This window comes from Microbacterium alkaliflavum, from assembly GCF_044325405.1.
Lineage (GTDB): Bacteria > Actinomycetota > Actinomycetes > Actinomycetales > Microbacteriaceae > Microbacterium > Microbacterium alkaliflavum.
Window position 1 is genome coordinate 195,701 of the sequence record NZ_JBIQWL010000004.1, and the last position, 12,981, is coordinate 208,681.

The window sequence follows — 12,981 nt, forward strand, 5'->3', positions numbered from 1 at the left end:
CATGACCGCCGGCCCACGGCGCACCCCCGCCGGTTCAGATCAGTCCTCGCCCGCCCGACGACGTGGCCGCTCCGCGCGGTTGATCGGCGTCTCGATGCTCGCCGTCGCGGCTCTGACCGTGCTGACGGGATGCTTCGGCTCCGACTCGCAGCAGCAGGGCGACGACGGCGGCGACTTCGCCGACGACGGCTGCACGAATCTCGTCGTGGCGACGTCGTCGGAGAAGGTCAACATGCTCGACGCGCTCGCCGACGCCTTCAAGGAGTCGCCGCAGCACAAGGCGCTCAAGACCTGCGCGACGGTGCACCCGATCAACGTCTCGTCGGGTGACGCGACGCGCTACCTCACGAGCGGGCAGGACTGGCCCGACGAGAACACGCGCCGCTGGCCGACGCTCTGGTCGCCCGCGTCGACCGTGTGGACCGACCGGGTCGCGGCCGCGGCATCCCCTGCCCTCGTCGGCGAGCCCGAGTCGTTCACGCACACGCCCGTCGTCTTCGGCGTGCCCGAGACGATGGCGAAGGCGCTGGGGTGGCCGTCGAAGCAGATCGGCATCTCCGACATCGCGAACCTCTGCGCCGACCCTGCCGGCTGGGGGAGCGTCGGCAAGTCGCTGTGGGGCGCGTTCAAGATCTCCAAGACCAACCCCAACACCTCGACGACGGGGCTCTCGACGATCCTCATGCAGTCGTACGAGGCCTCCGGAAAGACTTCCGACCTCACCGCCGACGACGTCGCGGCCGCGGCCGACTTCTCGCGCCTGTTCGAGGAGTGCGTCATCCACTACGGCGACACCACCGGCAAGGTGCTCAAGCGTCTCTACGACCAGACGCAGGGCGGTTCGAGCGGCTCGGGCTACGTCTCGGCGATCGCGATCGAAGAGACGTCGCTCCTCAACTACAACCAGGGCAATCCCGACTCGCACACGGTGCAGCCGGGCGAAGAGCTCAAGCCCCCGAAGGAGAAGCTCGTCGCGATCTACCCCAAGGGCGGGTCGATGTGGTCGGACAACCCCATCACGGTGCTCGGCGCCGACTGGGTGACCGACGAGCAGCGCGAGGCGGGCCTCGCCTTCATGGCCTTCCTGCAGACCGAGGCGGCGCAGAAGATCCTGCCCGACTACGGCTTCCGCCCGCTCGACGAGTCGGTGCCGCTCGGCAAGCTCTTCACCGAGAAGTACGGGGTCGATCCCGCGCAGCCCACCGTGACGCTTCCGAAGCCCTCTGTCGACGTCGTCTCGGCCGCGATCGACCAGTGGACGCAGATCCGCAAGCCGTCGTCGGTGCTCGAGGTCATCGACATCTCGGGCTCGATGGACGACCCGATCGGCGACGGCCGCTCGAAGCTCGACGGGGCGATCGAGGGCGCGCAGACGACGCTCGGGCACTTCCGCCGCACCGACGACGTCGGCGTATGGGCGTTCACGACGGGCCTCGGCTCGGGACCGGGCGGCAACGTCGCGGTGCTCCGTGAGCCCTCGCCCCTCGGGTCCGACCTCGAGAGCCTCCAGTCGTCGCTCGACGACCTCCGGTTCTCCAACCGCCAGGGCACACCGCTCTACGACGCCATCGCGGCGGCCTACGACGAGATGCGCCAGCGCGCGGAACCCGGTCGCATCAACGCGATCGTCGTGCTGTCCGACGGCCAGGACACCGACTCCGAGATGTCGCTCGACTCGCTCATCACGAAGATCGGCAAGGCCTCACGCGAAGGAGGCGACGCGGCTCCCGTGCGCATCTTCCCGATCGCGTACGGTGAAGGAGCCGACACGTCGGCGCTGCAGCGCATTGCCGAGGCGACGGGCGGCCAGTGGTTCGACGCGTCGGACCCCGCGAAGATTGACCTCGTCTTCGCCTCGGTGATCAACAACTTCTAGTCGGCGGGAGGACGATGCACGTTCCACCGTTCCTCGCCGCGCTGCTGGTGACCGGGGCGCTCGCGGGCGCCTCGGCTGCCGGCGCGGGCGGACCTTTCATCACCGACGCCGCCGACGCTCTGGCGACCAGCAACGTCTACGTCGATCAGGGCGTCGCCGATGGAGCTCAGCTCGCCGGCGAGCTGAGCTCGGAGATCGGGGATGCCTCCATCGGCATCGCCGTGCTTCCGGAGATCGCCTCGACCGAGGCCGACGCGAGCGCGATGGTGAAGGCGCTCTACGACCGGATGGACGGCAAATACGACACGATCGTCGTGGCCGTCGGGAACGACGTCGCCGCCGGCTCGAGCGCCCTCGACAAGGGGCAGGCGCTGGGCATCGCGAACGAGGCCGAGCGTGCCAACCCCACCTCGGTCGATGACGCCCTGACCCAGACAGTCCAGCAGGTCATCGCCGCGACGCCCGCCGAGACGAGCGGCGGCGGCGTCGACGGCGGGCTCATCGTCGGACTCGCCCTGGCCGTCGCGGCGTTGCTCGCCGCGGGGATCGCCGTCGTCGCGGTGGTCCGTCGGCGCCGGGCCCGCGACGAGAGTCAGGCGCTCCCCGAGGGCGTCGAGGGCCAGGTCGCCGTGCTGCGCGGCCTCGTCGGCGAATACGCGGCGGTCGGGGCATCCGGGCACGAGACGGCGGCGCGCACGGCGCAGGAGATCTCCGTGCTCGCCGACAATGTCGACGAGTTGTTCGCGCGCCTCGACAAGCGCAGCGCCGACGACCAGGTCTACGTCGCCTCGGTCGAGTACGACGACAAGCTGCGCAAGCTCACTGCGGCCCTCAATCGCGACTACCTGCTCGACATCCTCACGCACCCGCACCTGTGGGACGACCCCGACGACCGCGTCCGCGAGGTCGAGGGGGCGCTCCAGGGCGTCTCCGACGAGCTCGTCGAGAACATCAAGCAGGTCAACGCCCGGCGCGGCCTGCACTTCCAGGTGTCGCTCGACGGCCTCATCGGCCGCCGCAAGGAGCTGCAGGCCTGGGACCGCGCGTTCGATCAGGCCTCCGACGACGGGCCCCCGCCGTCGGCCTGATCGGATCGTGCAGCTTCCGCCAGCTCGAAGGACAGGCGATCGGTCCGGAGGAGGACTCGTTCGGTGAGACAGCCGAAGTCGGGTGGTGACCAGAAGTTCCCCCAGTCGCGTAACTCGAACCTCGCGATCACGCGGGTGGTGAAGTCGTTTAATCCATCAGTGAGCTGTGACGACTCGCCAGTGAAGGGATAGAGGCACATCAGCGCACCCTCTTGAATATGCGCACGGCTCGCGCCGGGCGGGCACACCGAGTTAAGTCGGATGGTCAGGACGCCGTCGGCCCTCTCGGGCTTGTCACCTTCCACGTCGCGGAGCGGCATGAGATTGCTTCGAAGCTCCCTGGTGCCGGTCACGTAGAGGAATCCGCGATCCGACCTGCCTGGGCCGAAAGCGAAGGACGCAGCCACCCTCAACGACGTGCTGAAGTCGAGCATCGGCGTGGGCCAGACCTCGTAGTGCTGGATGACCGCCCAGCGGGCGTAGCGGATGCCAGGATCTTGAATGTGGCGATACCGGGGCAGTCCGATCTTCTGGAGAGCCGTCATGACGTCGCTCTCCCTGGCGCCGAGCTGATTCCAGCGCGCGGTCGGGTCGAGTTCGGACCCGGCATTGCCCGGCCGGCTCGGCCGATGGAGCGTGGGGAGAAGCGGCCTGTCCGACATCTGACCACGGAAGAGCAGCGTCAGATTCTTGTTCATGACGGCGAGGAAGGCGACGATCTCGGAGAGCTGAAAGTAGGACGTGATCGTCGGCATCGGCTCGAGGAGTTCGTGTGATCCCGACGGATGCTTGGTGTGGCTCAGGTCGTCGATGTGCGGCTCGGACTGCCAGGCATTCCAGGTCGGCAGGCCGTAGACATCACCGATCGGCCGCATGATTGCATCTCCACATCTCTCAGTGGTCACTGTGTCGGGGAGTCGCCGGGCGCAGCTCCTCCTGCCAGACTCCGAAGGAATGCAGGAAGTCCTCCGTCAGCTCGAGTGCCTCACGTGTGGAGGCGACACGTCTCGGGCGCGAGATGAAGAACCGCTGGGCGCTCGCGTCGAGCGATCGGCTCGTCGTGATCGTGATCAGGAGGTGTTCCGGCTGTACCTCGACGCGCAGCGTGCACACTCCGAACATGGCTTCGCTTCTCATCGCCACCTCGAGTCCGTCGTCGGCCATACGGGGCTCAGCGCGGTTGCCGAACGATGAAGACGATGGCGTCGTGCTGCCTGCCGCCCGCCGCGAGGACAGGCAGGTCCTCGTACCCCGAGTCGAGCGACAGCCGGAACAGGCCGGCACGGGATGCCACGAGCGGAGACCCGTCGCTCGCTCTCGCGAGGCCGACCACGCTGTTGGCCAGCGGTCCCTTCGCGGCAAGCTCCCGCAGCCGCTCGAGGGTGCGCAGAGCGGCCGCACTGCCCGGGTACTCCCATGACCCGATCGGGAACTCGAGCGTGTCGATCGGAGTCTCGGTCTCGAGGCTCTTGTCGATGCCTTCGATCCAGGCGGGGATGTCCGCGGCATCCATGCGGCCATCGGGCACGACCACGTACACCTCGACGGGTTCCGTCGGCACCGCCTCCGCCTCATCGGGCCCGCGGCGCACGAACGCCACCCAGCCGTACGAGGAGGCAGTCAGCTGTGGCAGGTCGGGCGCTTCGGTGGGCAGCAGCACATCGACCTTGGGCTGGGGCATCCCCGGCGCCGGATGCAGCGGAATGCGGTCGCGATGCTGCGCAGCGCGAACCTCGTCAGCGACCTGGTCGGCGCGGACGCGACGGAAGCGCAGGTCCATCCCACCGCCGAAGAATTCGCGTGCCGAGACCATCGCGCGCCTCTCGTCGGCGGGCTCGGTCTCGTTCATCGAGAGGTAGCCCGCAGGCGGAAGCTCGCCGAGCCCATAGTCGTCCGCCAGCGGCGGTCGGTCCGGCTGCAGGACGGGATCCGTCCGGGACGACTCCAGCACGCGCTCGAATTCGTGGAATCGCCCTTGATTGCGAAGAGGATCGTTCTCGCCGATCTTGAGGTCGAAGGCCTGCATGGCATCGAACAGCGTCTTGGCGAGGTGATGGGACTGATACGTGGCCGCCAAATTCCCCGCGGTCGACAGGGAGACCCGGTTCGCTCCCGACACCGCCTCCGTGAACTCCGACTCGAACTGCAGGATCTGCGCAAGGAAGATCGGCCAGGGGCGCATCGCGAGGCGGCTCCGCCAGGTCGAGTGGGCGGAGATGCCATCGACGAGCCGTCGCGCGGTCCACACCTGGACGCGGTAGCCCGAATCGCCGGATCGTTCGGCGGGATACATGACGGCCAGAGGCACGCCCCGCTCGTCGGGTGCGGACGTGGCATCCGCCCAGTCGTGAGACTGGAGCGGGGCGATCGGATCGCCCGGCACGCCCGGCACGAGCCACGGCTGGGACGTCTTCCGCTCGGCTTCGAAATACGCTGACGAGAGCCAGTTGCCGCGAAGACGCGCCGCGGGCACGGAATCGAACCCACGCTCGACCTCCGGGGAGATCTCGATCTTCACCCCCTCGTCCCGCCATGGGCGGATAGTCGAACCACCATCGGCGCAATCGTCGGCGCACATGCTGCCGAACGCGGGTTCGGACCCGGACGTATCCGACGCCCAATGCAGCACGATCTTCCAATAGCCGTCCGCGCGAAGCGGTGGCAGCTGTCCCGCGCCGATGGCGATGCGGGCCACCCTCCTCAGGAGCAGGAGATGGCCGCCCGGGCTGACGGCGAGCCCCGGTGAGATCACGAGATCGCTTCCGTCGATCCATACGCCCAATCCGTGCACGATGCCCGCGCCGGTCGCCGTCGCGAGCGCCGTCGCGAGCGCACGCGAATAGTCCTGCATGGTTGCGAGGTGCTCGCCGCGCAGGAACAGCCCGTCCTGGGCATTGAGGCCGCGGAAGCCGCCCAGCACGGTCGTCTCGATCCCGTCGCGGGCAGCGGCGGGTGCGGCGGGCGCGGCGGGCGCGGCTGGGGCCGGAGGCCTCGGCTCGGCGGGTGCGGCAGCGGCGGGAGGCATCGCCTCGGCGGCGGGTGCGGCAGCGGCCGGAGGCCTGGGCTCCGCGACGGCGCCGCTGGTCATGGACACGGCGTGCGCCGCTGTCATGGTCTCCGGGGCAGGTGCGGCGCTGTCGTGGCAGCCGCAGTCACCCTTGGTGGTAGTCACTGTCCTCAGCTCCCTCGTCCTCGGTGGACGGCACGAAAGGCGCGTCCTCATCGGTGAGCACGGCGTCACGGCCCTGTGCCATCGGGTCCGGGTCGTCGCCGACCACTCCGGCCAGCGGCGCGAGCGGCTCGACCCCGTAGACGGGGCTCGGGCCAGTCCCGACCAGCACGACGCGGACGTACGGGTGGGCGGGCGGCTCCTCGAGCCGGATCACGACCCGGCCCCGCTGCGGGTCATACTGCGGGGTGCGGTACAGGCGCTCGACGTGCCACCCGTGCGCGGAGAGCGACCGGATCTTCACGTTGTCGCGCGTGAGCGTCTCGGGCAGGAGATCCGCGGTCACCTCGAACGAGAACGTATCCGGCCGGTCCTCCCACTCGATGCTGCCGGGTACCGCCTGCGGTCCGCTGCAGGTCGCGTCCCCCGCACCGATCAGTCCCGGCGCGAGGGCCGAGACGAGGTCCTGGATGACCGTCGTCGGCATCACCGTCCGTCGGCAGCAGTCGTCGATCCGAGGATCGCCGACGATCTCCGGACACCCGGCGTTGTCGCGGATCGTCAGGCTGATGCAGCCGATCACGATGCCGGCATCCTGCTCGGGCACGGGGAACAGTCCGAGATCGCATTCCTCACCGGACGGTATGAGGTCGCCGGCATCGCGCGCCGCCAGACAGCGGACCCACCGGAGCAGTTCGGCCGCTTGCTTATGCGCCGGCGCGGCGAGCACTTCGTTCCGGGCGTCGACCGCTTCTCGACCGGACGGGTCGTCGTCCCCGACCCGCTCGAGGCCGAGCAGCACCCGCACTCGGTGATAGGAGCGCGCGCTGTGCGGGTGGCCGCGCACGAGGCTCAGGCGTGCGCGCTCCTTCACCCGCGAATACTCCTGGCTCTCGCGCGTGACATCGCACGGATCGGCGAGGGCCCGCACGGGACGCTCGAGGCAGGCGTCGAAGCTCAGGATGAGGCAGAACTCGACTTCCCGCGTCGCGCACGTCGGGTCGTGGTCCTCTTCGAGGAGGCCGCGGAACGATATGCAGCGCGCGGCGTCCATGGGGAGTTCCCGGCCGACGCCGTCGATCGCGAGCCCCGGCGAGACGCGCAGGTCCCACACGCCGCTCACGTCGACCGACAGGCCCCACACGACGCCGGACCCGTGGAGCCACGCGTTGTGCAGCATGTGCTTCGCGCGGGGATTGCCGAGGAGCACCTGGAAGTCGTCGCTGTCGAGCAGCATGCCGCTCGCAGGGTGCAGGTCGTTCCACGGCCAGAGGGGCAGCAGGGCCGACGGATCCGGGACTTCGCGTGCGCGGCTCGGAGCGGTCTGCTCATCGATCGTGGTCATCGCGTCTCCTTGGTGGCTCCCCGGGGAACGGGGTCGAGGTCTTGAGATACTCGCGGCGCACGGCGTCGACGAGTCGGCGCTGCGTGATCGGCTCTCCCGTCGACGCCGCGGCGAAGGCGGCCGTGACGGCCGCGTTGCGGATCCATCCGCCCGGAACCGGGTAGATCCTGGCCAGGCCGTCGAGGTCGAGGTCGGCGGCGCGCACCGAGCCGAGCTCCTCGGGCACGAAGCGCCGCCACAGGGCGGTCCGCGCCGGAAGGTCGGGGAGGGGGAAATCGACGACGAAGTCGAGTCGCCTCGTGAACGCCGTGTCGATGTTCTGGCGCAGGTTGCTCGTCAGCACGATGAGGCCGTCGAACTGCTCGATCCGCTGCAGGAGGTACGCCGTCTCGAGGTTGGCGTAGCGGTCGTGGGAATCGGAGATCTCGGTGCGCGTGCCGAAGAGCGCGTCGGCCTCGTCGAGGAGGAGCACGGCCCGCGTGCGCTCGGCAGCCTCGAACGTCGCGGCCAGATTCTTCTCGGTCTCACCGAGCCATTTCGACACCAGCCGGGCGACGTCGACGACCATGAGATCCGTGCCGACCGCCGCCGCGAGCACCGCCGCGGCGAGCGACTTCCCCGTGCCGGGAAGGCCCGTGAACAGCATCCGGACGCCCCTCGTCGCCTGGGTGTGCTCGCGCATCCGCCAGTCGTCGAGCACCGTCGACTGCGCGGCCAGTCGGTTCACGGCCGCATGAAGCTGACCGAGCGAATCCGGGGGCAGGACGAGCTGCGACCAATCCACATCGGGAACGACGAGCCGCACTCCCGGGGGAAGGCTCGCCCCGGTGCGAGTCCGTACGGCCTTCGACACGTCGCGCGGGTCGAGCGCGCGACCGGCCACCGCGAGATCCCGGCCGAGCTGGGCGGTGATGGTCGGGTCGAGCGGGTGCCGCGCCACGAGTACGCCCGCGTCGCCGGCGAGGCCGGGTACCGCCGCGGCCCATGCATCGCGCATCGCACCGAGGGGCACGGGGCCGGCGTCGACGCGGAGCAGCGCGCGATCGGGCGGTGGCTCCAGCGACCCCGGGGCTGCGGTCACGAGAACCGGCCCGTTGAAATCCCCCAGCGGCACACCGACGCGACGATCCGCGCGATCGAGCACGATCATCGGCACGCCTCCCCGTGCGGTCGCGTGGGCGACGAGAAGCCGCGTCGTCCGCTCATCGATCGTCGACACGGCCGCCCCGACGACCTCGCGCCCCGCCGCCGCAGCGATCGCTTCGCAGCGTGCGCGTCCGATGACGGCATCCTCGTGCGGAACGGCGATGAGGGCCCGCGCACCCTGGCGGATCACGCCGATGCATGCCTGAACCTCGGCGACATCGAGCCAGGCCCGCATCCCCGGCGGAGTGCCCACGCTCGCGACCCGCGTGAGCTCCGTCGGCCACGCGTCGCAGCCGTGCAGCGCCGACCACAGCTCGTCGGCCAGGACGATCGAGCGCTCGAAGAACGGGCCCGCGCCTTCCAGCTGAACGAGACCGTGCCGCACGGCGGAACCGGAGGACAGCATGCCCCGCAGCCGTGTCCGCTCGGATCGGCCGCCGCCGAGGAGCAGTGCGGCCAGGCCCGCCGTCGGCCGGGGCTCTCCGGTCGGGTGCAGCGACCGGAACGTCGTCGCGAGTCCCTCGTGCTCCTCGGGGACGCCGGCGAGCACGATCAGGTCGACCTCCTCGTCGGTGAGGCTGAAGGCGCGCACGACCCGCTGAAGCGGGGACCCGACGTGCGGGTGCGTCGGAGCGCCGGCGGGGTCGGCGGACGCCGCCCAGTCGCGGAGGAAGGTCACGGCATCCATCGCACCCGACTCGGGCGTGCAGTGCTGTTCCACGACGGTCGCAACCATCGCGGCCACCCGGCCGGCGCGCGAGGTCAGGTCGCGGCTGTCGCGGCTGGTCACGGGTGCTGCGTGGTAGGCGAGCTCACTCATAGCGGAACCTCACGACGCATCCGAGCCACGGCACCCACCCCGGGTCGATGTCGAGTCCCGCCCTCCGGACGTCCAGGTCGACGTCGCCGAGGCGCAGACTCATCTCGACCCAGCCGGGCTCGCGTTCGATCGTCGCGTCTCGCCGGACGACGGACTGCACGAGCAGATCATCCGGTCCGTCGACGGAGCCCGATGCCCTCAGCTCGGTCGCGGTCTGGGCGGTCCAGCGTGCGGCACGTGCCGCCAGTGCGCGGCGCTCGATCGCGTCCGGCTCGTCGGCGGGCGGCTCGGGGAGACCCGCGAACGCGAGCAGGGCCGGGTCGTCGACCGCGGCGGGCGCGAGTCGCCGCCCGAGCTGGTGGAGCACCCACCCGGAGGGGCGGGCACGGAACGGCGGCTCGTCGAGCGATTCCGGCACACCCGCCCGCGCGGCGGTATTGAGCAGGAAGAGCAGGCCGCCCCACGACGTCCTCGACCCCGCGCCGGCGGGCGCCTCAGGGTCGTCCGAATCCGGCCGCGCATCTCCCTCGGGCGATGCGGAAGCGGCAGCCTGGCGGGGGTGGTCGGCGCGGCGAGTCCCGACATCGGCGGGCGGTCGAGCCGCCGCGCGCGCAGCGGGCGCGCGCGAGGGTGCCGGCGCTTCGATCGACAGGCCCGCCGACGACTCGGGCCGCAGGCGCTCAGCGAGGGCGGCGACGAGGTCGCGAAGCTCGACGGACGGACGCCGCAGCAGCACGACGTCGTCGTGGGCCAGGGTCAGCAGGGCCCACGCCTGGAGCGTCGCGTCGTCGACCCGCAGTCCCGATCGGCGGAAGGCGTCCGCCAGGGCGCTCGCTGCTGCGAGGGCGGCGACGCGCTGGGTGCCTGAGGGTGCGAGGGCCGGCGACGGGATGTCGTCGCGGGCGGACGGCGTGCCGGAGCCGACGGCGCGAGCCGCGCGGCCCGTCGTGCGACCTGGTTCGCCGGAGCCGGTCACACCGCGCGGGTCGGGATGCGCGCCGCGGGTCGTCTCATCGCCGGCGCGCGCCGGCCGGGCACGACCCACGGGTTCCGGCGTCCACGCAGCGCCACCCTCGAGTGCGGCACGTGCCGCGACGCGCTGCCACCCCTCGGAGCCGATGAGCCGGTGTACTCGCGCGACACCAGCGGTCGCGACGAGCCGTGCGAGGGCGGCGACCCCGCCCTGCCGCAGTCGCTCCAGCACGATGAGCATGAGTGCCCGCGGATCACCGTCGGGCGGCGGATCGTCGGGCATGAGGAGTCGCACCTGGGCCCATGCCCAGGAATGGTCGACGCGCAGCGACACGAGGCCGGTGAGCATGTCGTCCACGGCGTCCTCTGGACGCAGGTACCGTATGACATCCGTCGAGCCGTCGCGCAGGGACTGCCGCAGACTCGTCACGATCCGGTCGGCCCAGCCCGCTTCGAGGGCGCTGAGCGGGCGCTCCGGATCGAGGTCGAGGGCCACGTCGAGCCGCCGGACGCACCACTCCCCGTCGGGAAGCGGGTGCTCCCGCATGGCGTCCTCGAGTCGCCCGTCGATCACATGGCGGAGCATCTCGGGCACCTGTGCGGGGTCCGGCCAGTCCACGACCGCGGCGCTCATCCGGCCGACGTGCAGGTCGCTCATCCCACACGCACCCTTCCGAGCCTCGTCTCGTTGAGGCGCGAGGCGAGTGTCGGTGTGCCGACCGTTCCGCCGCCCAGACGGGTGCGACCGACGACACTGGTCGACCGACCGGGCGGCGGGGAGATGTAGGCGGTGAGCCCGATGCGCGCTCGGCCCAGCGGCATCCCGTTGCCGATTTCGCAGATCTCGCCCAGAGTGTGGGTCGGCTTGTGCGTGCGGATGAGATCGTCGACGACTTCGCGCTGCTCCTGGGTGAGGCATCCCGGAATGAGAACGGTGAACCGGTGCGCGAGCCGCTCGTAGGAACCCGCACCGGGAAGCTCGCCCCCGATCGTGAAGTGGCCAAGCATTCCGGCCTTGCGCGTCGTGCCGGCCACGGTCGGGGAGTCCAGTCCGTCCGGAGTCAGGCCGAGGAACCCGCCCCCGAGGCCGCGCAAGCGCCAGCGTTCGACGACGCGCGCGTCGCGGCCGAGATACAGGCGCAGCATCCGCTCGAGCATCGCGGCGGTGCCGCGCCCGGCGAAGAGCGTGTAGACCTCGGCGAGCAGGGCGCGGCGCGCATCCTCCGGCCATCGCCGGTCGAGGATGATGCCCGCGAACGTCGCGAGCCATGGCAGGAACTCGTCGGGGGTCGTCAACGGATCCACGAGCAGGCGGCGCTCGGCGGCGGCGGTGTCGAGGTCGTGCAACAGCCCTTCCGCCGGCGTGAGGAAGCCGTGCAGGAAATCGGCCTGTTCGTCGACGCTCGAGAACATCCGCGGCAGCGCCGAAAGGAGGGCGTGTCCCGGACGCTCCACGCGCAGAGCCCGCACGCGCGGCGACGTGCGCTCCGTCCCGGTCAGCTCGAGGCGCAGCCACAGATACCTGCCCGGCGGGGCGACGACCCCCGACTCGTACGTCGCCCACTCCCTGCCCGACACGAGGGGGTCCACGGCGCCGAGCGCCCCCGCGTCGCCGCGGGGAACGACCGGCTGCGCCACCACGGCCGCCATCGCATCCTTGGGCGGAAGCGGCGGCGTGTCGTCGGGATCGCGGACCGGAGGGATGCCGCGGGCCGGTGCAGCGGCGGGCATCGCGCCTTCGACCTCGTCCTCGTCGGAGGTCAGCGTCCTGATCCGCAGCACCGTGCCCGTCGGCAGGCATGCATCCACGAAGATCCGCCCCCACCGGGTGCGGTACCTGCCGCTGTCGAGTCGGAAGGTCGTGACGGCTCCGGTCCGCGCGTGCTTCGCGCGCGGCCCCTGCGTCGTGCGCGGCTCGCCGGTGGTCGTGTAGACGACGCGTCCTCGCGGGTCGATCGTGACTGCTCCGCCGTCGTACTCGTCGGCTGCGAGCGGCTCTTCCTCGACGAGCGATCCCTTCCGCATGCGAAAGCGGCGCATGGCGTCGCCGGGGGCCAGCGCGACGACGAGCAGGCCGTCGTCCGTGCCCTCCAGATCGGTCGCTGCCGGTTCGTCGAGCAACTCGCGGCCGGTGACGTCGGCGACGACCGCTTCATAGCCACCTCGCCACAGCACGACGACGTCGCCCGCCAAGACCGCGATTCGCGCGGGCTTCAGATCGGGATGCGCGCAGGGCCGGCGAAGAGGCCGGACCAGGTCGCATGCCCTGCGGTCACCCTCGAGTTGAACGACGCGATGGGGCGACGTCGTGAGGACGAAGACGCCCGGCATCCCCCCGCTGCGCGCGACGACATCGACGGGTCGGCCCTGCACCGGCGCACGCCGAAGCACCCGACCCGTCCAGAGGTCGGCGACCATCACGGCCCGCGCGGCGGATTCGGCGATGTACAGGCGGTCCAGGCCGTCGATCGCGATGCCGGTGGGTCGTCGGAGCGCGCCCGGGCGATTCGGGGCGGGGGCGGTGTCGTTCGGTGCCGTCACCTCGACGCAGCCCTCCAGCGGACG

At 70.9% G+C, this 12,981-nt stretch carries 9 protein-coding genes; 2 read left to right on the forward strand and 7 right to left on the reverse strand.

Features of this window, described 5'->3' with window-relative positions; translation table 11 throughout:
- The first annotated feature begins 1 nt into the window (after position 1).
- Positions 2-1,876 (forward strand): substrate-binding and vWA domain-containing protein, encoded by a 1,875-nt coding sequence (locus tag ACH3VR_RS12805; protein WP_397556695.1) that lies wholly within the window; start codon positions 2-4, stop codon positions 1,874-1,876.
- Positions 1,877-1,890: 14 nt separating this feature from the next.
- Positions 1,891-2,964, forward strand: coding sequence for a hypothetical protein (locus ACH3VR_RS12810; protein ID WP_397556696.1), 1,074 nt, complete (start codon positions 1,891-1,893; stop codon positions 2,962-2,964).
- Here the strand turns inward: ACH3VR_RS12810 and ACH3VR_RS12815 are convergent.
- Genes ACH3VR_RS12815 through ACH3VR_RS12845 form a run of 7 tightly spaced genes read right to left on the reverse strand, consistent with a single transcriptional unit; the run spans position 2,928 to position 12,957 of the window.
- Positions 2,928-3,839, reverse strand: coding sequence for an FRG domain-containing protein (locus ACH3VR_RS12815; RefSeq protein ID WP_397556697.1), 912 nt, complete (start codon positions 3,837-3,839; stop codon positions 2,928-2,930). The two genes, ACH3VR_RS12810 and ACH3VR_RS12815, sit on opposite strands and share 37 nt — an antisense overlap.
- A 19-nt stretch (positions 3,840-3,858) precedes the next feature.
- Complete coding sequence (locus tag ACH3VR_RS12820; RefSeq protein WP_397556698.1) at positions 3,859-4,128, reverse strand: hypothetical protein; 270 nt, start codon at positions 4,126-4,128, stop codon at positions 3,859-3,861.
- A gap of 7 nt (positions 4,129-4,135) precedes the next feature.
- Positions 4,136-6,058 carry a hypothetical protein gene (locus tag ACH3VR_RS12825; RefSeq protein WP_397556699.1) on the reverse strand — a complete coding sequence of 641 codons (1,923 nt, stop codon included), beginning with the start codon at positions 6,056-6,058 and terminating at the stop codon, positions 4,136-4,138.
- A 58-nt stretch (positions 6,059-6,116) separates the two neighbouring features.
- Complete coding sequence (locus tag ACH3VR_RS12830; protein WP_397556700.1) at positions 6,117-7,478, reverse strand: hypothetical protein; 1,362 nt, start codon at positions 7,476-7,478, stop codon at positions 6,117-6,119.
- Positions 7,462-9,444 carry an ATP-binding protein gene (locus ACH3VR_RS12835; RefSeq protein WP_397556701.1) on the reverse strand — a complete coding sequence of 661 codons (1,983 nt, stop codon included), beginning with the start codon at positions 9,442-9,444 and terminating at the stop codon, positions 7,462-7,464. The genes ACH3VR_RS12830 and ACH3VR_RS12835 overlap by 17 nt, the downstream gene beginning before the upstream one ends.
- Positions 9,437-11,074, reverse strand: a complete 1,638-nt coding sequence (locus ACH3VR_RS12840; RefSeq protein WP_397556702.1) for a hypothetical protein — start codon at positions 11,072-11,074, stop codon at positions 9,437-9,439. Before ACH3VR_RS12840 ends, ACH3VR_RS12835 begins: the two co-directional genes overlap by 8 nt.
- Positions 11,071-12,957 (reverse strand): phage tail protein, encoded by a 1,887-nt coding sequence (locus tag ACH3VR_RS12845; RefSeq protein ID WP_397556703.1) that lies wholly within the window; start codon positions 12,955-12,957, stop codon positions 11,071-11,073. Before ACH3VR_RS12845 ends, ACH3VR_RS12840 begins: the two co-directional genes overlap by 4 nt.
- Positions 12,958-12,981: the final 24 nt, after the last annotated feature.